The sequence below is a fragment of the Halorhodospira abdelmalekii genome, from assembly GCF_016583625.1.
GTDB classification, from domain to species: domain Bacteria; phylum Pseudomonadota; class Gammaproteobacteria; order Nitrococcales; family Halorhodospiraceae; genus Halorhodospira; species Halorhodospira abdelmalekii.
On the sequence record NZ_NRRN01000050.1, the window covers coordinates 1 to 19,778 of the forward strand.

At 58.0% G+C, this 19,778-nt stretch carries 21 protein-coding genes; 2 read left to right on the plus strand and 19 right to left on the minus strand.

Features of this window, described 5'->3' with window-relative positions:
- Positions 1–97: transposase (locus CKO15_RS14690; RefSeq protein WP_200191430.1), on the plus strand; the 97-nt coding region annotated here is incomplete at its 5' end.
- Between the two features lie 34 nt (positions 98–131).
- Here CKO15_RS14690 and CKO15_RS11185 read toward each other — a convergent pair.
- The 6 genes from CKO15_RS11185 to CKO15_RS11210 form a co-directional block, all read right to left on the minus strand.
- Positions 132–716: an ATP-binding protein gene (locus CKO15_RS11185; protein ID WP_338036051.1), complete on the minus strand. Its 585-nt coding sequence runs from the start codon at positions 714–716 to the stop codon at positions 132–134.
- A gap of 91 nt (positions 717–807) precedes the next feature.
- Positions 808–2,319: an MBL fold metallo-hydrolase RNA specificity domain-containing protein gene (locus CKO15_RS11190; RefSeq protein WP_200196221.1), complete on the minus strand. Its 1,512-nt coding sequence runs from the start codon at positions 2,317–2,319 to the stop codon at positions 808–810.
- A gap of 61 nt (positions 2,320–2,380) precedes the next feature.
- Complete coding sequence (locus tag CKO15_RS11195; protein WP_200196223.1) at positions 2,381–2,767, minus strand: type II toxin-antitoxin system VapC family toxin; 387 nt, start codon at positions 2,765–2,767, stop codon at positions 2,381–2,383.
- On the minus strand, positions 2,751–3,017 hold the full coding sequence (locus CKO15_RS11200) for a type II toxin-antitoxin system Phd/YefM family antitoxin (protein WP_200196267.1): 267 nt from the start codon (positions 3,015–3,017) through the stop codon (positions 2,751–2,753). Before CKO15_RS11200 ends, CKO15_RS11195 begins: the two co-directional genes overlap by 17 nt.
- Positions 3,018–3,075: 58 nt before the next feature.
- Complete coding sequence (locus CKO15_RS11205; RefSeq protein ID WP_242464742.1) at positions 3,076–4,134, minus strand: HigA family addiction module antitoxin; 1,059 nt, start codon at positions 4,132–4,134, stop codon at positions 3,076–3,078.
- A complete protein-coding gene (locus tag CKO15_RS11210; protein WP_200196225.1) occupies positions 4,127–4,471 on the minus strand; it encodes a killer suppression protein in 345 nt (114 codons plus the stop codon). The genes CKO15_RS11205 and CKO15_RS11210 overlap by 8 nt, the downstream gene beginning before the upstream one ends.
- A gap of 144 nt (positions 4,472–4,615) precedes the next feature.
- Here CKO15_RS11210 and CKO15_RS11215 point away from each other — a divergent pair, with 144 nt between their 5' ends.
- On the plus strand, positions 4,616–4,837 hold the full coding sequence (locus tag CKO15_RS11215; protein ID WP_200196227.1) for a hypothetical protein: 222 nt from the start codon (positions 4,616–4,618) through the stop codon (positions 4,835–4,837).
- Positions 4,838–4,864: 27 nt separating this feature from the next.
- On the opposite strand, the gene CKO15_RS11220 is transcribed toward CKO15_RS11215, so the two are convergent.
- The 13 genes from CKO15_RS11220 to CKO15_RS11280 all read right to left on the minus strand — a co-directional run bounded on the left by CKO15_RS11220 (position 4,865) and on the right by CKO15_RS11280 (position 19,354).
- Entirely contained in the window at positions 4,865–5,530 is a 666-nt protein-coding gene (locus CKO15_RS11220) for a sugar transferase (RefSeq protein WP_200196229.1), read from the minus strand.
- 16 nt (positions 5,531–5,546) lie between these two features.
- The gene (locus CKO15_RS11225) at positions 5,547–6,569 is read right to left on the minus strand and encodes an NAD-dependent epimerase/dehydratase family protein (RefSeq protein WP_338036053.1); all 1,023 of its coding nucleotides are present in this window, start codon (positions 6,567–6,569) and stop codon (positions 5,547–5,549) included.
- Positions 6,570–6,579: 10 nt separating this feature from the next.
- A complete protein-coding gene (locus CKO15_RS11230) occupies positions 6,580–6,861 on the minus strand; it encodes a helix-turn-helix domain-containing protein (RefSeq protein WP_200196236.1) in 282 nt (93 codons plus the stop codon).
- Positions 6,858–7,190, minus strand: a complete 333-nt coding sequence (locus tag CKO15_RS11235) for a type II toxin-antitoxin system RelE/ParE family toxin (protein WP_200196238.1) — start codon at positions 7,188–7,190, stop codon at positions 6,858–6,860. Before CKO15_RS11235 ends, CKO15_RS11230 begins: the two co-directional genes overlap by 4 nt.
- A 54-nt stretch (positions 7,191–7,244) precedes the next feature.
- Positions 7,245–8,738, minus strand: coding sequence for a nucleotide sugar dehydrogenase (locus CKO15_RS11240; protein WP_200196247.1), 1,494 nt, complete (start codon positions 8,736–8,738; stop codon positions 7,245–7,247).
- Positions 8,739–8,761: 23 nt separating this feature from the next.
- Positions 8,762–9,583, minus strand: coding sequence for a glycosyltransferase (locus tag CKO15_RS11245; protein ID WP_200196249.1), 822 nt, complete (start codon positions 9,581–9,583; stop codon positions 8,762–8,764).
- A gap of 76 nt (positions 9,584–9,659) precedes the next feature.
- A complete protein-coding gene (locus CKO15_RS11250; protein WP_200196251.1) occupies positions 9,660–10,532 on the minus strand; it encodes a TolB-like translocation protein in 873 nt (290 codons plus the stop codon).
- A gap of 435 nt (positions 10,533–10,967) precedes the next feature.
- Entirely contained in the window at positions 10,968–12,116 is a 1,149-nt protein-coding gene (locus CKO15_RS11255) for a glycosyltransferase family 4 protein (RefSeq protein WP_200196253.1), read from the minus strand.
- A 185-nt stretch (positions 12,117–12,301) separates the two neighbouring features.
- The gene (locus CKO15_RS11260; RefSeq protein WP_200196255.1) at positions 12,302–13,450 is read right to left on the minus strand and encodes a glycosyltransferase family 4 protein; all 1,149 of its coding nucleotides are present in this window, start codon (positions 13,448–13,450) and stop codon (positions 12,302–12,304) included.
- A gap of 483 nt (positions 13,451–13,933) precedes the next feature.
- Positions 13,934–15,283, minus strand: coding sequence for an O-antigen ligase family protein (locus tag CKO15_RS14695; RefSeq protein WP_200196257.1), 1,350 nt, complete (start codon positions 15,281–15,283; stop codon positions 13,934–13,936).
- 520 nt (positions 15,284–15,803) lie between these two features.
- Positions 15,804–16,763: a glycosyltransferase gene (locus CKO15_RS14700; protein ID WP_420842141.1), complete on the minus strand. Its 960-nt coding sequence runs from the start codon at positions 16,761–16,763 to the stop codon at positions 15,804–15,806.
- Between the two features lie 2 nt (positions 16,764–16,765).
- Positions 16,766–17,842: a glycosyltransferase family 4 protein gene (locus tag CKO15_RS11275; RefSeq protein WP_338036052.1), complete on the minus strand. Its 1,077-nt coding sequence runs from the start codon at positions 17,840–17,842 to the stop codon at positions 16,766–16,768.
- An 84-nt stretch (positions 17,843–17,926) separates the two neighbouring features.
- Positions 17,927–19,354: a mannose-1-phosphate guanylyltransferase/mannose-6-phosphate isomerase gene (locus CKO15_RS11280; RefSeq protein WP_200196263.1), complete on the minus strand. Its 1,428-nt coding sequence runs from the start codon at positions 19,352–19,354 to the stop codon at positions 17,927–17,929.
- Between the last annotated feature and the right edge of the window lie 424 nt (positions 19,355–19,778).

The following is a 19,778-nucleotide window of genomic DNA, read 5'->3' on the forward strand; positions in this document are numbered from 1 at the left end:
GGTATTCTGGAGTCGCAGCTACTGCATCATTACCGTCGGTGGTGCGCCGCTGTCGGTCTTGAAGCAGTACATCGAACAACAGGAAGCCCCAGAGTAATGGCGCTGCGCGCCATGCGCCGCTTCACCAACCCCTAAGCCGCTGCGCGGCTATAGGCGGAGCACTGCGGCGCGTTTTGGTAGGAGCTGTGCCAGAGGACGGGGTCCACGGGGCGGTCGTAGATCGGCGGGTAGCCGCCCCGCCAAAGCGTCTCGTTGAGCTGTGCTGGTAGTTGCTGCGCGGCCTGGAGTTCGTCGCGCGCGAACGGCAGCAGCGCCAGCATGCCGACTCGTCCGGACAGGCTCTGGGTCACGGCGGAGACCATCCCGAACTGCTGTGAGCCGGTTAGGATCCACTCGCCGAGCCGGCCGCTGTGATCGACACGTCCTTGCAGGTAGCAGAACAGCGCCGGGCAGCGTTGGACCTCATCGAGTACGGCGCCCTCCGGATATTGCGCGAGGAAACCGCGCGGGTCGTCCGTAGCAAATTCCCGCTGATCCGGTTCCTCCAGGGAGGCGTAGGGGCGGTCGGCAAAGAGTGCCCGGACGAGGGTGCTCTTGCCGGATTGGCGTGGACCGGTGACGGCGACCACCGGAAAGCTGGCAGCCAGCTGCTCGAGCGTGGTCTGGGCGTGTCTTGGAATCATGTGCTGATTGTAAGCGGCACTTACAATCAGCACAAACCGCGGCGCGTATTAAGATCTGCACCCATTAAACCAGCCCCTTGAATCTGGCGTATTTTTCTTTGTCAGAGTTACTGGTGGCAAGTAGTTACTGGTGGCAAGTCAAAATCTGCTCCGCTGGCAGCGCCTGCAGCAGCGCCGCCTTCAGCTCCGCTTGCGCCCCTGGTTCGCCGTGTACCAAGCGTACCTCCCTTGGGGGGTGACGCATCCGTTTGACGAAGCGTACCAAGTCGTCGCGGTCAGCGTGGGCGGAGTAGCCGCCGATCGTTTCGACGCCAGCGCGGATGTCATAACGGACATTGTCCAGTACCACGTGGCCGCCGTTCGGGCCATATTGTTGGATATCCCGTCCCGGAGTGCCGCTGGCCTGGTGGCCGACAAAGAGGACGTGGTGGCGTTCATCGCCGAGCATCGCCTTGAGGTAATCGACGATGCGTCCACCAGTGCACATGCCGCTAGCGGCGATGACAACAGCTGGTCGACCGCTGGAGGCTAGGGCGTCGACAGTCCGAAGGTGTGTATCGTGGTCGTCGACCGTCACCAGTTGGTCGAATGAGAGAGGGTGGCGGCCCCGGCGTAGCCGCCCACGTGCCTCCTTATTCCAGTAAGGGCGCAGTCGCTGGTAGATGCGGTTGAAGCGGGCGGCGAGCGGCGAGTCGATAACAATAGTGAGTTCGTCCCAGCGTTGGCCGCGCCGGCTTCGTTGCCCCTGTTTCCCCTGTTTCCCCTGTTTCCCCTGTTGGCTGGACTGACCAGTAGCGGTGTGGCGGCTGGTGGCGGTGTGGCGGTGTCCGCGCCTGCGCCCGCGCCCGCGCCCGCACCCTTGCTGGTAAATGATCTCTTCCAGTTCGTAGAGCAGTTCCTGCGTGCGACCAATGCTGAAGGCCGGAATGAGAACGGTGCCGCCATTGTCGTGGGCGCGTTCGATGGCTTGTCGCAGCCGCTCTGCCCGTTCGTGCCTTCCTTCGTGCAGCCGATCACCGTAAGTGCTCTCTAGGACGACTACGTCGGCCCGATGAGGCGAGCGCGGCGCTGGCAGCAGTGCGGTGTGAGGTGCGCCAAGGTCACCGGAGAAGAGCAGGCGCTCCTGTCGCCCCCTGGTGTGCACGGCGAAGGTGACAAAGGCGGAGCCGAGAATATGGCCGGCCGGGGTGAGCTTAAGGCGGCACCGCGGCGCTGCTTCAAGCAGCGTGACCCATTCGCCGTAGCGTACCGGTCGGAGTTGCTGAGTGATGTGATCGAGAAAGCGCTCAATGAGGTCACGGTTGCGTGTAAAGCCGACTTTCAGCGCATCTTCCAGAACCAGGGGTAGCAAATGTGCCGACGGCTCGCTGCAGTAAATCGGTCCGCGAAACCCGGCTGCTAGCAGGTAGGGGATGCGCCCTACGTGGTCGATATGAACGTGGGTGATGACCAGTGCTTGTACATGGTCGATCGGGAAATCGATCTGCAGCTGCTCAAAGGTAGCGCCCTCCGGGGCGGCTTCGACGCCCTGGAAGAGTCCGCAGTCAATCAGCACCGAACGGCCATCTGCCAGCCGCAGTTCATGGCACGAGCCGGTTACACCGTCGACGGCGCCGTGGTGGATGATTTGGTGCATGGCATCACTCGTACGCATTTAAGCCGGAAAAAGGGGTCTGTCCCCTTTTTTTCGTTCCTGTCTAGACGGTACGGATAGGCCCCGGATACTGCGCGAGCTGATGATCGCCGGTCAGCAGCGTGTAGCCCTCGACCCCAGCCTGCGCGATCAGCATGCGGTCAAAGGGATCCTTATGGAGGTCCGGTAGGCTTCCTACAGCGAGGGCATGGGCGCCACGGATCGCTAACTCCTCGTAGCCGTGTTCCAAGAGTTCGCGCCGGAGCACGGAAGGCTCCACCCGGAAGTCACTACGGTGGAGACCGCGCTTGATGGTGATCTCCCACAGGCTCGCAGCGCTGTAGGCGAGCTGATAATCCGGATCGAGGAGGAGGTCTCGCGCTTGCTGAGGTAGGCGCGGGGAGTCCGCTGCTGCCCAAAGCAGGATGTGGGTATCAAGGAGCAGATGCATCCGGATCCTCTCCCTGGAAGGCGTCGAGGATCGCTTGCCCACCGAGCCGGTCGAAGTCGTCAGGCACCTCGATCTGCCCCTTCAGGAAGCCGACGCGCTCACTGGTTCCAGGCTGCGGTGATTCAAAACGGGATAGGCGCGCGATAGGCAGGCCCGCTCGGGCGATGATGACCGACTCCCCCTGGCTGACCTTATCGAGGAGGCGGGAGAGGTGGGTCTTGGCCTCATGGATGTTGACGGTCTCTGTCATGACCTGTTGCAAACGTAGCGGCACATTGGCCACTCTCCCTGGTCAACCCAGCCTGCTTTCACAAGCTCCCGCCTTTAGGCGGGGGTAGTTGACGCTGCAAACGACCAACCACTATGCCGGGCGCGATGCCCACGCGCTCAGCGAAGGCCCTGACTTGTTCGAGAGTAGGGCGGCCCGAGCCGATCAAGACCTCCCACTCTTGGGGCGGAATCAGGAGGTCTGCGGCGAAGCGGTTGGCTTCGGCCTCCTTCTCCTCGTCCAGCCCGTTGCCCCCTTCCACGAAGATCTCCCGCTTGCCGTGAAGTAGGAGGTGTCCGGCCTCATGGAAGAAGGAGAACCAGAGCTGATCATCGCTGCGATAGCGCAATGAAAGCTGGATTAGAGCCTTGTGCGCGGTTAGCCATCGAGTCGCCCCGCTAACGCGACTCCCAGGAAGTGCTGGCACGAACTCCACAGCGACCCCCACGTTCGCGCACCGTTCCTGCAGCTGCTGCTGGAAGACCTCCGGCCTCTCCCGAGTAAGCCCCCGGAACTCCTTGAGCAGGGCATGAAAAGCCTTCGCATCGTAAGGGGCGCACGTTCTGGCCTGACCCTGCCGCTCCCCCTGCCGCAGCCAGGCGGAAACCGCCTCCGGGGCAGCTTGGAATCGCTGCGACTGCCGGTACGCGACCTGGTGGTGCTCCCATACCTCTGCCCACTCCCGCCCGGAGTGGACGCCGAAGAAGCGCAGTAACTCGTCGAGCTGCTCCCGCTTGTCCTTTCGGTCCGCAATCCAGCCCAGCTCCGTCATCTTCTTGACGGGGAAGCGCTTCATCCACCCCAGCTGCTCGCGCTCCGCCTCGGCCGCGCGCGCGCGTGCAAGGGCCTCTTGGTACTCCGCCTCCAGCTGGTTCCAGAAGTGGGCCGGTCGTCCCATGACGCGCTCCAAGCGCAAGGCAGTATCCTGGGTCAAGGGTGCTTTCCCCCGGACGATCTGGTTGATGGTCTTCGCCGTTAGTCCCGTGCGCTGGGCCAGCTCCGTCTGGCTCATACCGGCGGATTCCAGGTACTCGTCCAGAATTTCCCCGGGCGGCACGACGTAATCCGGCGCGAAAGTCGTTTCCTGCATTTCAGCCATGAGTGTCCTCCACCGCGAGGATGCGGATTGCCGTCACGCCCGACCAGTCCAGCCCATCCTCACGCGTGAGGGGGAGCGGCTCATGGTCTGGGCAGAAGATCAAGCGGTAGGGGTGGTCCAGATCCATGGAAAGCTGACCCCGCCTTTTCCCGGAGAGTTCGTGGCAACGCTCCGGGCCTGAGAAAGGTGGCTGGAAATCCGCCAAGCTTCGCGCCGCCTGCAATGCCTGTAGACGACGCTGCAGTAGTCGGGCCCGGCGCGCACCATGGGCCTTCTGCAGTTGCCGCGCCTCGGAGAGCTCCTTGCGCAGGCGCTTACTCTTGAAGCTGATGTCCAAAGGGTACTTCCCTTTACCTAACAAGTAAAGGAAAACAGTTTGACACCAACTGCAATCCTTTCAAACCGGGGCTGTTCCAGAAGACGGGTGCTCCAGCTCTTCCGTGTGCCACCCCAGTACTGGTCCGTTACCCTGGAGATCCCGGTGCGGGGGTCCGCGTCCAAGGTCGCGCGGGCACGCGAGACCGTGAATGAGGCGATCGGCAAGCCCGGGCGGGGCGAGCCCGAGATCACCGAGGTCGCAAGCCAAGTCCGCAATGTCCGCTATCGCGTCACCGTGGACGGCGACCCGCGCACGCCCTGGCAGGGGCTGGTGAGCGGGGTGGTGTGGTTGTGGGCGTGGTTGCAGGATGCTCCACCGCGGTAGCGAGACGGTGGCCCTCAAAAGGCCACCTCAGGATGCGCCGCGCAGCGCCTCCGGCGGCTCCGGCAGATCCTTCCACACCCGCCACGGCATGCGGCTGCTGGGGAACAGGATCACCCAGATGGTGAGCAGGATCACCTCGAAGTAGACGCGCAGGGACTGGTTGCGGACGTACCACCGCTCCAGCTCCGCCTTGTAGGGGATGATCACCTCCCGATAGAAGGTGTGGGGATCCTCCTGGTTATCCAGGTAGCGCTCCTCGTCGCGAAAGACGATGGAGCCGACCCCGCTCAGCCCTGGCCGAACGCGGCCGATGTCCTGCTTCGCCGCCTCCGGGTACTGCGCGAAGGTGTTGGGCACCTGAGGGCGCGGGCCGACGACGCTCAGATCGCCCTTGAGGATGTTGATCAGCTGCGGCAGCTCGTTGAGCTTCGTCTTGCGCAGGAACTTGCCGAGGGGCAGGATCCGCGGATCCTCCTTGAGCGTGATCTCGCCGGGGCCGATGTTGGGGCTGTCCTTGAGCATGGTGGCAAACTTGAGCAGGGCGAAGTGCTCTCCGCCTTGGCCCACTCGGGTCTGCCGGTAGAAGATCTCCCCCTCGCCGGTCAGGCGCAGGATGAGCATGATCGGCAGCATCAACGGGGCGAGCACGACGATGGCTAGCCCCGAGAAGAAGACGTCGAAAAAGCGCTGCACGAAACCTCCTGTTCGTTTATCGCTGGCTGAAGCGCTCCGGCGGCTCGAAGCCGATGTCATCCGGTTGCCGACCCGCGGCGAAGAAGTCCCGGTACCACTGCACCGTGCGGTCGACGCCCTCGCGCCAGGGCACCTGCGGCTCGTAGCCGAGCTCCTCTCGGCACTTGGTCAGATCCGGGCAGCGGCGGTCTACGGAGCCTGGGTAGGTGGGGGCGTGCTCGTAGTCACCGGTGTGGCCCATCAGCTCGCCCACGGTGCGCGTCAAGGTCTCCAGGCTGATCTCCTCATCGTTGCCGACGTGGTAGATCTCGCCTGCGGCGGCCGGTGTCTCCATGGCGCGGACGGTTCCGTCCACCGAGTCGGTGATATAGCAGAAGGCCCGGGTCTGGTCGGCGCCGTAGATCCGGAAGGGCTCGTCGGCCGAATGGCCCCAGAAGCGCTGGACGAGGTGCGGGATGACGTGGCGAAAGCCCATGCAGGGCCCGAAGGCGTTCTGGTAGCGCACCACCGTCGCCTCGAAGCCCGCCGCCGGTCCGGTGTGCAGGAACGCCGATTCGCCGAGCATCTTGGTCACCGCGTACGTCCAGCGCGGGTGTTTCATGTCGCCGATGGTCAGCGGCACCGTCTCCGGCGTCGGGATGGGGGCATCGAACAGATCCGTGGTGGCGGCGTAGTTCTCGCTGCTGGAGGCGAAGACCACGCGCCCCACCTCGGCGCGCTGGAGCCACTCCAGGGTGTAGTGGGTGAGCGCCGTGTTCACCCGGATCACCTCTTCCGGGTGCTCCAGCGTTCGGTTCACGCCCACGATCGCCGCCATCATGTAGACGTGATCGTAGTGGCGGGCGAGCTTGTCGTAAGCGCGCGGGTCGGTGAAGTCGTCCTCGATGACCGTGAGCTCGGCCCGCTCGTCGGCATCGAAGTACTCCTCGAGCCGACCGCGGTAGCCCTTGTCGGCCAGCGTAATGGTGTAACCGCCGTCGTCGAGCAAGCGGCGGGCGATGTTGATGCCGATGAAACCGCCGCCGCCGAGTATGAGCACGTTTTTCAATTTATTGCCTTTCTTCCAGTTGCAACCGAATCCGTCGCCCTGTCGCCTCTGCATAGCGGGTGAGGGTCTTCCAGGTAGGAGCCGTACGGCCTCCTTCCAAGCGAGCTACCACCGACTGTGTCGTACCCATGCGCCTGGCCACTTCTGCTTGGCTGAGCCCGGCCTGAGAGCGGGCCGAAACCAGCGTCTGAATGAACTCAAACTCCGGGGCCAGTTGGTCGTATTCACGACGGACTTCCGGGTCCTCCAAAAGCTCCGCCTTGAAATCTTCATGGCTCTTCATCGCTGGCATTCCTCCCACCGCTTCTTGGCGATCTCTATTGCCCGGCGCGGTGTCTTCTGGCTCTTCTTGACGAAGGCATGCAGGACCAACACCTCACGTTGTGCCGTGCAAACGTAGAGCGCCCGAGCGATCCCATCACGTCCCTTCAGCCTCAGTTCCCACAGCTTCCCATCCACGTGGCGGGCGTGAGGCATTCCCAGGGCACCAAGACCGTGCTCCTGTATCAGGTCGGCCAAACGCAGATACCGGGCCTGCAGGTCAGCCGGTAGCTCCTTGATCTCCTTTTGGGCAGCCGCGACAACCCGCACCTTCCATTGATTGTATCGCATTTTTGCTATTTACACCCTTCCATGGGACTCCGATCCGTGTCCATCCGTGGCTCATCAAAGATCCCCTCTCCCCAACACCTTCACGGTATGCCGCTCGCGCAGCCGCACGATCTGCTCCGCCGAGAGCACGCCGATGGTGTCGTAGATGAACAGGTCCTCCAAAGCCATCAGGGCGTCGATGGTCTCGGGCCGTTTGTAGAGCTGATGGCCGGTAGAGATGGCCACGACCTGCGGCTGCTCGGCCAGAGAGGCCTGGAGGTCTTGATGCACCTCCCGCTCCTTCTCCGGCCAGTAGGGCACGTAAGGGTCGTGGAGGGTCAGTTGGGCGCCGTCGGCCTGGAGGCAGTCGTAGAAGAGGTCCACGGGGCTGAAGCGCGTGTCGCCGACCTCGCCGCGGTAGGAGACGCCGAGCAGGAGCACGCGGGCGCCGTTGAGCGAGCCGTGCTGCTCACGCAGGAACTCGTAGGCGTAGACCGGCATGCGGTCGTTGACGGCCACGGCGCGCTCGCTGTGGTGCAAGCCTTCGTCGGCGCCGAAGAGTTCGCGCCGAGACCAGCTCGCCAGCAGCGGATCCTTGGTTAGGCAGTACCCGCCGACGCCGATGCCCGGGTACATCAGGTTGGCGTGGGTGGGGCGCTCACGGATGGCGTTGACCACCCCGTAGAGATCGACCCCGGCCTCCTCGGCGAAGCGCGACCACTCCACCACGAAGGCGATGTTCATAGCACGGTAGGCGTTCTCCAGGACCTTGGCCATCTCCGTGGCGTTGGTGCTCTCCAGCCGGGTGAGCGGGCACTGCTCGGTATCGATGATGGTCTTTAGGAACGCCTCGGTGGCGTCGGCGCTCTTCTCATCAATGCCGGCGTAGACCCGCGGGAAGGTGCGGATGGAATCGACGTAGTTGGGGCCGGGCATCACCCGCTCGTAGGAGTGGCCGAGCTTGAAGCGGTCCGTGGGCAGGCCGCGCCGGGCGAGCTCCTCTTCGAGGATGGGGCGCACCACCTTCTGGCAGGTCCCCGGCGGGACCGTGGTCTCGACGAGCACCAGGACATCCTCCTTGCACTGCTCGCCGATGGCGCGCATGGCCTTGCGGAAGCCGGTCAGGTCAACGTCGTAGTCACTGAGCTGCCCCCACGCCTCGGTCTCCTTGGCCACGTCGAGGTTGATATCGACGATGATGACGTCGGCCACCGCGTAGGCGTAGGGGTCGTAGGTGGCGTAGAAATTCCCTTGCTTTTGAGCCCGGTTGAAGAACTCTTCGATCTTCGGATCTTCCGCCGTCAGCGGGAAAATCCCCTCGTTCAGCGACTGGATCCGCCAGTAGGCCTCGGGCGTCGGTAGATCGACGCCGAGCACGGCGTAGTCGCGGCCGAGGGCGTTGGCGCAAACCAGGGACATGACAGCGCCGACGAAACCGAGGCCTTGGACGGCGACAACAGGTTTCGAGTCGTTCTCGCAAAGGAAGGCGTCGATCCCGGCCTGGTCGTTGGGTTCCGTCGGGATCGTGTACTGCTTGCCCGTGATGGGGCTGGTGGATATGGATGTCATGCAGGATTGAGCCATTGACGGGTTCAGGAGAATTTCAGCCGGCGCCGCAAGGCGTCGGCCAGGGCGCGGGGGACGAAGTAGAGCACAAGCGGGCCGAACGAGCCCACCCAACCGGAGACACCGACGCCGACCCGATAGCAGCCCCGCAGGTTGATGGCAACGTGCTGCAAAACCACCTTCAGCCGGCGGTTCTTCGGCTGGCTGGCCTCACGGTACTGCAGCAGCGGCGCTTCCAGGTTCCGCATACGTAGCCCGGCCTCGGCGCACCGATACCACAGCTCGTGGTCCTGGCGCGTCCGCAGGCGCGAATCGTAGTTGCCAACCCGGAGGATTGCCTCGCGCCGAAACATAACGGCCGGATGAATAAACGGGCACGCCCAGATGCGCCTGTAGATGACCTGTTCGGAGCATGGTACCCGTCGACGTTCCCTGTACTGAGAACTCTCGTCGATGACAGTGGCTTGGCTGCCCAGAACGGCGAGTTCTGGGTCGTCATAAAAGACTTGAGCCTGGGCCTCAAGCCGCTCTGGCTCGCAAACGTCGTCGGCATCCATCCGCGCCACGAGATCGTTCCGGCACCGCTCCAGCCCCCAGGCCAGCGCAGCCCCCAGGCCGCAAGAATACTCCCTTGCCCAGCGCCGCAGCGGCAAGCGGTGCTGGAACCTCTCAAGAGTCTGATTAAGCACCGAAGGCAACGGGCCGTCCTCGACGATAACGATCTCGTCCGGTGTGAGGGTTTGGCCCTCCAAGCTTGCTAGCGCCTCGCTGAGCCATTCCGGGTCGTCGCCCCCATAGACCGCCATCAGTACTGACACAAAGGGCGGTGTTCCGTCTTGCGCTGTCATCCGTGCAAACGCCTCAAGGAAGTCGCAACCGGAAAAACTGAACTAGAAATGCTAAGCCTTATGCTCGCTCGACCCATTAGGAGGAAGGCTCCCGTAGGTCCATGCGGTATAGGCGCCGGAAGCCCTCATGGACGGAGTCAAAGAAAACCGCTTGGCCGTCCGGCGAGAAGCGGGGGTGAAGATCACAGCGCTGCGGCCCAGCGTATCGGAAGCCGTGGAAGAAAGCGCCCAAGTGCTCAACGCTTCCGGTGCCCAGATCGAGTAGACGCAGGTGCTGTAGGCGCGCCTTATCGGGATACGAGTCGGTGACAACCCAGCGACTGTTCACAGAGGGATGGCCGTCTCCGAGATCGTCCAGTTTGCGTTCCGCAAGCGGCTGTAGATGGCCGGATCGGTCGAGCCAGTAGTAACCGTCTGTCCCGTCTCGGGCCCGCATGTAGCCGATGAGCCAGTCGGCGTCATACCAGACAAGATGGCTCACCATGCCAGTGTCTACGAGGAGGGTAAGGGCGCCGGTCTCAATATCGAGCAGCCAGAGGCTGTCGTGCCGCCGTCCGTGCTCGAAAACCCGATAGAGGAAAACACAGCGCTGGCCCGAGGGGTCCAGCATGGGATGGTTGACCTTGTGTTGATCCCCCTTAAGGTCGGACTTTTCCGCAAGCGACGACAACGAGACGACAAGCTCCGGGGCGGTGCCGTCGAGAGGCACTACCCATAGTCCGTCCTCGTCGTCTGAGGGCATCCAACTCGTGGTATGGCCCGGGCGAGCAAAGTAGCCATAGTCAGGGCGCAGTAGCGCGAGCCTCTCGAAGTTGATGGAAACCGCAAGCCCGGATTGGGCCGAGGCGTCGTAGACGGGTTTGCTTAAATCACGCAGCCAGCGCCCCTCGTTGTCGCGCAGCCGCGTGACGTAGCGTTGCTCGGAGGTGTCGAAGTCGTTGTACAACAAGGTTTGCGCATCGACCCATTGTAGCCGGGCCCCTTGCTGCCAATTGAAGGCGCGGGTGGGCCAGCGGCTCAGCGGGGTGCCTTCGTGATCCGCGAGTACGATGTCGATGGCGGAGGCATACGAGGGGGGGCGGGCGGTATCCGCGTTTGTCTCGTGCCAGAGCAGACGCCGGCTATCCGGTGACGCCGGACTGTGACCGTAATAACCGAAGAAAGAGGCTGAATCGGGATGTCCCAGGGAGTGGATGGGGTAGTGGCACGAGCGGCGGAAGTTGGGCCTGTTCAGCAGGTACGACCACCTTTGCCAGGTCGCTTTAGCAGCAGCCTTAACTCGTGGATTACCGCTGAGGCACCGAGCGAGTCGGTGTTCTATTTTGCTAAAATGTGACATTTTTTGAATTGGCCTAAGTCGGGAGCTTTTCTTGTGGCTGGATTGTCACTGATCCCCAAAACTGAGTTGTCTCTCTAGAATACCAGCCAAACGTACAGCCTGCGCCTCTGATGTAAACCTTTGTGCATTAATTCGTGCAGAATCCTTCATGTCAGGCCACTTGTCTTTGATAGCCCAGAGTTCGTCTAGCCCTGCCGCATAAGATTTCGCATCAGACTTCGAAATTAGCCAGCCCGTGCGTCCATGTTCAATGGTCTCACGAGGGGCTCCGCAATCGTATGCTAGTACTAGAGTGCCAGCTGCTTGTGCTTCTACAATCGAGATACCAAATGGTTCGGCATTGCGCCTACTGTTTATTAGGATGTCGGCCTGATCGTACACTTCGGCAACGTCCGTTGTGTGCTCGATACGGTGGACGCGTCCATGGGCATGTTGGGTTATTTCGATCCTTAAATCCTCATCGAAGTCCGGGTCAATCGCGGGCCCTGCAACCACCAAGTGAGCATTGCCAAACTTAAAAGCGCTACTGCGCAAAAATCCTTGCACAGCTAAATCCTGCGCCTTATCTTTTTTAACAGAGGCAACTATCGCGAAAAGAGGCGATGATGACGGTATGCCTAGCCTTTCTCGTAACCATGGGGCGTGTTCTTTTTTGATTCTTTCAGGGTCGTAACCGGGGTAAACCGTTAACCCGGGGTCTGCTCCAAGTTTTTTTGCGGTGAAAAAACTGTTCGCAATTGTTGTTAGAGGGCTTATGAGATTTGCTGTATCGTAAAAATACTTGTGGGCACGACTTCGAAAGTGTCCTGGGGAATGCCAAAAGACCGGAATCTGTAGAATTTGGCCCAGCCGCGCAGCGTAAATAAGCGCAGGTTGTTGACGAACGATAATCGCATCTTGAGGCGGGGAGGTCAGAAATAGCCTTGATGTTTTGGTTGCGCCAGTCCATGAGTATCGTAGGAAGTTTAAAAGGACTCGGGGGTTTTTTGATAGTCGGGCTCCGTTAAAGCCTGGAATTCCTGGGGCTAACGTCGTCTGATCGATGCATTCGTGATACCTATGGTAAGCAGGTCCGTCGCCAAGCACTAAAAAGCTAATATCGATGCCGTAACTTTGCAGATAAGGAGTTAGTGATAGCTCCGAGCTGTGGATCCCTCCGATGTCATTGCCTGTTACGATTTTTAAAATTTTCATATGGCTCGATTTCCAGGTCGCTTCTAGGGCAATCAGGTGTTCCCGCTTCCAGGGGGAGGGCAGCAGGAAAATCTATCCAAGCAAACATGAAATCTTATTTACGGGGTGAAGTGGCTGTAGATTCCAAAGGTGACCAGTTTTATGCTGTGGAATAGGCGGGGTCAGTGCAAGTGAGCACATAAGGTTTATGGGTGAAGGCGTCGATTGATTAATCTAAGTAGTTTTTCTGCCTGTGATGTAGCTTCGAGGTCCCGGACTGATTCTTTGCAAAAAAGTGCCATGCTCGGTATCTGGTGCCGGTTGTCCCAGGCTTTATCTATTGCCCTCGTATATTCGGCGATAGAGGGTTCTTTTAGTAGCCAACCGTTTTTGTTACAGCGTATGAATTCTGAAGGTCCGCCCTCGTGATATGCAATAACCGGTATCCCAGAAGCGAGGGCTTCGAGAATGGTGATTCCGCAGGGTTCAGCGTCGCGCCGACTGTTAATTACTATATCAGCTTCTCGGTATATTTCCATAATATTGTCTTGGTGGCCTAGCATGTAAACATGATCGGTTTTTGAGTGTTCAATAAGTTGAGAGACTTTTTGTGCATACTCGGTGTCTGTTGGCCCCCCCGCGATTAAAAGTCGGCATCCGAACTTGTGTGCTCTGCTTTGAAGGAATCCGTTTACTGCTAGATCAATCGCTTTTGACTGCACTATGCGTGAAGAAATAACATACGTTAATGTTTTGGATTTTTTGGTTTGGGGGCGGTATTGCAAAGTTCGCGCTTGCGAATAACCTGGATAAATGACGTTGCCTGCATCGACGCCAAGGTTTTTTGCAGTGTATTTGCTGTTAGGGACCAAGATCACGTTGAATGTGAAGCAGGTAAAGTTGCGATAAAAACGCAGGGTTTTGTTACGCGGCAGTTCAGCGACATGCCAGAAAAGAGGCGCTCTCAAAAGAAGCGCTAAAAACCCTGAGAAGAGCAAAAGCTCGTATTTTCGCACTATCACCGCTTTTTTCTGGCGCGTCTGTCTTAATCGTATAGCGCAAAATACCGCAGCAAAGAAAGATGATATTATTAGAAGGGGGATTCTGGTTATTTTTTTTGTGGCTCTTCCGTCAAATTTTGGAAAAGGTGTGCGAGGGGTAAGTAAATCACGATGGTATGCATCTTGATAGACCTTTGAGGACATCCCTTTCCCGATTGCGATTGCTGTGAGTTTTTTTGTTCTTGTTTTCAAAGTTCTCGAAAAGCAGAGTTCTGAGGTTAAGATGCCACCGCCATCCCTGCCGCCAAGAACTTTTATTAGGTGTAGGTCGTATTGTGAGTCACTCTTTGGCATGATGCAGTCCTTTCGCGAACAGTATGGCTGAAAGCAGGCCCTGAGTATCCGTCTCAAACCCTACCGCTCGACAGTTAGATACTCCGAGTCCACGTGGGGATGCTGCGAGGCTCACACAGAGCACCAGGCCGCGAAGGATCTGCTGCGAAAGCTCTGAGGCCGTCTGACCCTTTTCGTTTGGCGGCCGAGCGGCTAATAGATTGCCTGGTTGGCTAGGTCGCTGTCGATCAGCAGCGCCTGCAGCTGGCTGATCGGCCTTCCCCGAAGCCGCAGACCGGCGTGCGCAGCACGATGCGTCGGTCACTGTCACCGATGCGCTGAACCAGCTCATCGAGACTAAACCGCGTTGGGTATTCTGGAAATGTTTCAGGACGCTGTGGACTTTCCCCAGAGGCACGGACAGATCTGGAGTATCTAATCATTAGAGTATTGCCGGCGAGGTCTATCTGGTTTCCCAGTCTATGATACCGGCACGGCGAGTTTTTAGTAGCCCGTTGGCGGTTTCGTGGTTGAGTATCTGCGTTGAAATGAATAATAGAACACAAGCGTAAAAACCAAACATAAAATAAAATCGACTCTGTCTGTTTGAATTCCAATCAAGAGGAATGTTGCGAGTCCAAAAACAAGACCCTGGGTGGCGCAATCATTAGCTTTAATAGCACGCGTTGTGATAACGAGCAAAAGCGTGAGAAACGTTGTCAAGGTGAAAACACCATTGCTATACAATAGTGAAAAAAAACCCGAGTGGGGGTGTGAGCCAATTATGGACGTCGCTGACCCCGCGCCTGAGCCTAACAAAAATGTTTTTACGTCTAATGAGGCGACTAGGCGGTCCCAGATTTCTAGGCGCGTTTGGGCGGTCGTAGTTGGGTCGCGTAAAACCCTCCAGTTTAACTCATCTAATGTTTCTAGTGCGGGTGTAAAGAAAGCAAGGAGCGCTGAGGTTGTGATGGTTGCGCAAAGAAAAATAATTATGCGGGACGGGCGGACCAATCGATCCGCGAGGAGACGCCGGGCAATGGACAGTGCATGTGGAATCAAAATCCCAGCGACCAGAGCAATAGGTGTGATACGGGATCCAGACGCAAAAATTCCTATAGCTAAGGCAGCTAGGGTTATCCAGGCGATTATGTTGTTCCGCCATTGGCGGAGCGTTGCCCAGTATAAGGCTATGAAAACGAGAACCAGTGCGGTTGCAGTGTTTCTAGTGCTGGTCTCGGAGAGCCTTATTGTTAAGGAGCCGCCCCGGAACCAATCATGGTAGAGGTGGGCATGATATAAGAGAATCGCAAGAGCGGCTACGGCGCAAAGAATTAGAGGCCAGGGAGAAGAAAAAAGGGAAAACGAGGGTGTCCGTGAGTAAAGTATATAAAGAGAAGTAGCTGAGATGCCGAGGAATGCTAGGGTGCCAAAAATGTGACGCGTCGGTTCTAAATGGGTAGAGACGCCTAGATTGATAATGTTGGTTAAGGTATAGGAAAATAAAAACATTAAAAAAAAGAGGGTGGCAGGGTCTCGTGGTATTCTTGAAACACGATAGAGAAATGGCAGTGTAGCTAAAACCATAAATAAAGTTAAGAGGTGTCCGTCGGAAAACGGAAGGACCTCTGCTGGTTCATGATGTCTCGTTAGTATAATAAGAGGTATTATAAGAACAAGGAAGGTGCGTGCGCTGTGCGCAGCGTGCAGCAAGAAAAGAAGAAATGTCCATAAACCGATGGCCGGGGAATAAAAGTATAAGATGCTGCTAGCAAGGAAAAGCAGCAAAGAGGTTTTTTCTTGTTTTGTCAAAAAGCAGTGTAGTTCGTGCGGATCGCGAGCAATAATATTCATTATCTATGGGTGCGAAGGGTTTTATAACGGTCGTTTCGGGGTGCTTGTATAACAGGGAGAACAGGCAGATCGTGTCCTAACATTTTTGCTAGCATTATTCGGTGTTGGCCATTCCCGCGTTTTACGATCTCGCCGTTACTTGTGACGCAGATTAAAACCGGATCGCGTGAGGGCAAGAACCCACGGCTTCGGATGGACTCAATTAGAAAATCTGCTCGTTTTGTGGCTTGCAATAGGTCTTCGTGCGACGCGCAACCGTTCCACGTTCGCTGTCCTTGGCTGATTTTTCTTAAGCACTTTTGAAAATGAGCTGTTTTGCTCCAGGGTGTTCCATAAAAGTAACGGCTAAATAGTGCCTTGTACAAGTCGCTATGCTCGGGGTTGTAAGGCTCAGTTTTTGTCTGCCACGTACCGTCAGCTATCGCACCACAGGCCCATATTGGATGTGGGCGGCCCGTATCGTCGAGTACGACTGGTGGTGTAAAATGCCGTAGCATCAAGGTGTTGCGGCAGTTTCTTGTTAATTTGGCGCGCATCGACATATACTTGACGAAAAAAGAGTCTGCTCGCCTGGCGCCACGTCGAGGATAACATAACCGGAGCCGTACTCGGTTAGCACGTCAAGATGTCCGGATCGGGTTCTGGAAGTTATTACCGGGGTGCCAAGGTAAAGTGACTCAAGTGGCACGTAACCAAACCCCTCGTTCTTAGAAAAGAAAAGTACGGCATTAGCCATTGAAAGCAGCGCGTAGGGAGAGTCGCTTGGTGGCGACCAGACAATATAATCGGCAATGCCAGAGCGCTCGGCTAAATCTTCTAGGGTTCTGCGGTACGATTCAGGACCGTCTCCAACGATCCGTAAAAATCCAGTATACCCAAGGGCCCGTTCCCGGGCAAAAAAAGAAATGGCCGCCTCGACGTTCTTCTCTGGGATAAGGCGTCCGAGGTACAAGTAGAAAGGCGAAGGGGTATTAGCGCCCGCTGACGCTAGCTTATGCCGATCAAGGTCGTGAAAATCTAAGGGGTTTGGTATTATGGATGTTTTCTTGGGAGGCGGTCTGAAAGATTCTGCGCACGACTTCGTCGGCGCTACTATTTTGTCGCTGAGGAAAAAGGATAGTTTTTGTAAAGTGTTTAGCGCACGCCGTTGGTCTTTGAGTCTACCTATTCTGGTTGTCAAGGAATAGCGGTGGATGGGGCGCAGAAGTGCGGCTAGAAAAGAAGCATGAACGCTCTCTGTTATAACCACTGCTGGTTGTAAATCATTTAGTAGTCGATGTAGCCGAAGCAATCCGGACGCTAAGATTCTGAAGTTGCCACCGGCCTGGAGTCCCAGCGTCCCATCAGGCGGTTCGCCGTGATTGGGTATGAGCAGTGTGTAGTGGGTCGAGTTAGGAAGATGCTTGCGAAGGTTTCCGGCAACCCGAGGGCCCCCGGTCAATTCAGTGTGGAGAGAGAGGATAAGTACACGCGAAGTCATATTTATAGCATATTCACAATGTCGGTGTTCTCATGTGGGCTGTGCGTAAACGCCCAATCTCTTATACGTTGTTGGTCGAGTTTGGTCTCGAGTAACTCTAGGATCGCCGCCGTAACCTCATCCGGAGATCCATCGGTAATAATTCCGGTTACCCGGTCGAGAACCGCCTCGGGCATGCCGCCACTGTTACCACTGATTACCGGGCAACCGTGGTAGTTGGCTTCAATAAAGGCTATTCCATAGCCTTCGACACTGGGAGGGGAAGTGGTTTGTACCGAGGGGAGCAAAAAAATGTCGGCGCCGGCAAGTAGCTTGTCCTTGGTGGCATCTGTGACCTCTCCTAAGAAGTGGGTCACGTCGTCTATTTCAAGATTGCGTGCGAGAGACTGGAGGGAATCCAAATCGGGACCCACGCCAGCAACTGTGTAATGCACATCGATCCCACGTGATCGAAGTAGTGCGTGCACGGCGTGAAGGCAGGTGCGTATGTTCTTTCGTGGAACGAGGCGGCTTACGGTTAGAAGGTTTAAGTCATTCGTGTCCGTGGGGTGGGCGCTACTGGTCGCTAGGCGAGGCGACTCCGTTCGGGGTGGTGATACGATCGGTCGAGCGACTCGGACACCGTCTATGTTTAATGTGTTCTTGACAAGCTGAGCAGTAAAAGCGCTATTGGCGATTGGTTTCGCTGATAAGGAACGAAACATTAGTTTGACGGCTGCCTTGCTTAGGCGAGTTTTCAAGCAGAGAAGCTCGTCCCCATGGCACAGGACTTGTATATCCGGCTGCTTTCCTCTTGGTAAAAAGGCAGCTTTGAAGAGGGATAGCGGTAAAGTGGGCAGGATGTGTTTCCAAGTACCGAAAACCAAGCGTTGAGCCCACAGGAGGTCTCGAAAAAGTCTATAGGTGCTAGTTAGCGAAAGATCCCTAAGGCCATAACCTTTCGCCTTAAGGCCAGTCTGGTTTAAAAGATTGGCGATTTGAACGCACCAATATTGTATTCCTCCAGAGGGTGCTCGGAAGTTTGAAGTAACAATAACAGCAGTCGGTAAACCGGGCCGGCGGTCTTGGCTTATAGGCATGATATGATTAGGAGATTAAGAAGTTTTGAGGTCTGGGCGCACTACGGGGTGATGGGGTGTGCAGCTAAGCATATAGCCACGATATCAACGGCCGTAATGGTCCTCAAACCGCTCGATATCGTCCTCTTCGAGATACTCACCTACCTGAACCTCAATCAACTGCAGGGGGATGCGGCCGCGATTCATCAGGCGGTGCTTGACCCCAATAGGGATGTACGTGCTCTGGTTCTTGCTCACGGTCAGTTCTTCGTCATCGCGAATGACAGTGGCCGTGCCGGAGACGACGATCCAGTGCTCGGAGCGATGTTGGTGGCGTTGCAGGCTGAGGCTGGCGCCAGGGAGGACCGTGATGCGTTTCATCTTGTAGCCGTCGCGCTCCTCGAGGACGGTGTAGCTGCCCCAGGGCCGCTGGACGGTCTGATGGAGGATGTGCTCAGTGCCGCCTTGGGCCTTCAGGGTGTCGACAAGCTCTCGCACGCGCTGGCTCTGGCCGCGCGGCGTGATGAGCACCGCGTCGGCGGTCTCGACAACGCATAGATCTCGAATCCCGGCGGCTGCAACGAGGCGGTGGTCGCTGTGGATGAGGCTGTTTTGGCAGTCGACGGCCAAGGTCTGACCTTGTCGGGCGTTGCCGTCATCGTCGTGTTCCGCGATCTCGTGGACGGCATCCCAGCTGCCGACATCGGACCAGCCGATATCGCACGGGATCAGTGCGACGTTGGCGCTTTTCTCGAGCAGGCCGTAATCGATGCTGATATCCGGCATCTCCGGAAAATGGTGTTCAACCGGGCCGTGGCTTGGTGGTTGGTCGCCCCATGCAGCGCGGATGGCCTCCACCGTATGCGCGACCTCCGGGAGATGATACGCCAGCTCGGTAAGGACTGTGCTGGCACGCCAGACAAAAATGCCGGCGTTCCAGTAGTAGTTCTCGGCTTCCAGGAAACGTGCGGCCGTGTCCCGGTCGGGTTTCTCAGTGAAGCACGCAACCGGGAAGGGCGAGCGTCCGCCGGCGGCTTGGATGTACCCGAATCCGGTTTCGGGGCGATCCGGCGTGATGCCCAGCGTAACCAGCCATCCGTCAGCCGCAGCGCGGATGGCCTCTGTCAGCGCCGCACGGAATGCCTCGGGCTTGCGGATCACATGATCCGCGGGCAGCACCACAAGGATGGGGTCGCTGTTGTCTCCGCGTGCGCGCGCCTCCTGCTGAAGCCAGGCCGCGGACAGCGCGATGGCAGGCGCAGTATTGCGACCGACGGGTTCCAGCAGGGTGTTGTATGGAGTGAGCGCCGTGTATGCCTCACCATGGGCTAGATCTGCTCCCGTGACGACCAATGCCTGCTCCGTCGGTACCAGAGGCGCAAGGCGGTCGATCGTGGCGTCCAGCAGTGTCCGCTCTCCTTCAAGGCGCAGGAACTGCTTCGGAAACTGTTGTCGGGATAGGGGCCAAAGGCGCGTGCCACTGCCGCCGGCGAGCACAACTGCTCGGACGGCGACGGAGTCCTTGTCATGCATCGGGTCGCTCATAGGACGATTTACCAGCTGAGGAAAACTCTAGTCAGACAGTAGTGGTTTGACGTGGTAGCTAAGAATCGGCCGAGGTCGCTGGGCAACTGCCGGTAGCGACGCCTCGTGACAAAGGCCGCTTAAGGCGGCCGAGCATTCCCGCGCATAGGCGCCAAACTAAGACTGTAGAGGGTTGATATATTTAAAAAAAGATGGCAGGTTCCGGCGTGCACAAGAGTGACGTCGACCACTCACACCAAAGGAACCTGCCATCACCATGAGAGGTAACGCATTTGCTGAGTTGATACAAGCCCTGCCGGTCGATCTTGAGTCGCACGCTCGGGAGCACGGCGCCTTGCGACGCGCCCGTAAGCTGGGCTCGGCGGCGCAGTTGTTGCGCTTGATCCTGGGCTATTGCGGGCTTGACTGGACG

Bases quoted from the DNA above. Each gene is read 5' to 3' on its own strand.
- CKO15_RS11190 (WP_200196221.1), bottom strand. From the start codon at position 2,319: ATGCACCAAATCATCCACCACGGCGCCGTCGACGGTGTAACCGGCTCG.
- CKO15_RS11195 (WP_200196223.1), bottom strand. From the start codon at position 2,767: ATGCATCTGCTCCTTGATACCCACATCCTGCTTTGGGCAGCAGCGGAC.
- CKO15_RS11200 (WP_200196267.1), bottom strand. From the start codon at position 3,017: ATGACAGAGACCGTCAACATCCATGAGGCCAAGACCCACCTCTCCCGC.
- CKO15_RS11205 (WP_242464742.1), bottom strand. From the start codon at position 4,134: ATGGCTGAAATGCAGGAAACGACTTTCGCGCCGGATTACGTCGTGCCG.
- CKO15_RS11230 (WP_200196236.1), bottom strand. From the start codon at position 6,861: ATGAAGAGCCATGAAGATTTCAAGGCGGAGCTTTTGGAGGACCCGGAA.
- CKO15_RS11235 (WP_200196238.1), bottom strand. From the start codon at position 7,190: ATGCGATACAATCAATGGAAGGTGCGGGTTGTCGCGGCTGCCCAAAAG.
- CKO15_RS11240 (WP_200196247.1), bottom strand. From the start codon at position 8,738: ATGACATCCATATCCACCAGCCCCATCACGGGCAAGCAGTACACGATC.
- CKO15_RS11245 (WP_200196249.1), bottom strand. From the start codon at position 9,583: ATGACAGCGCAAGACGGAACACCGCCCTTTGTGTCAGTACTGATGGCG.
- CKO15_RS11255 (WP_200196253.1), bottom strand. From the start codon at position 12,116: ATGAAAATTTTAAAAATCGTAACAGGCAATGACATCGGAGGGATCCAC.
- CKO15_RS11260 (WP_200196255.1), bottom strand. From the start codon at position 13,450: ATGCCAAAGAGTGACTCACAATACGACCTACACCTAATAAAAGTTCTT.
- CKO15_RS14695 (WP_200196257.1), bottom strand. From the start codon at position 15,283: ATGAATATTATTGCTCGCGATCCGCACGAACTACACTGCTTTTTGACA.
- CKO15_RS14700 (WP_420842141.1), bottom strand. From the start codon at position 16,763: ATGACTTCGCGTGTACTTATCCTCTCTCTCCACACTGAATTGACCGGG.
- CKO15_RS11275 (WP_338036052.1), bottom strand. From the start codon at position 17,842: ATGCCTATAAGCCAAGACCGCCGGCCCGGTTTACCGACTGCTGTTATT.
- CKO15_RS11280 (WP_200196263.1), bottom strand. From the start codon at position 19,354: ATGCATGACAAGGACTCCGTCGCCGTCCGAGCAGTTGTGCTCGCCGGC.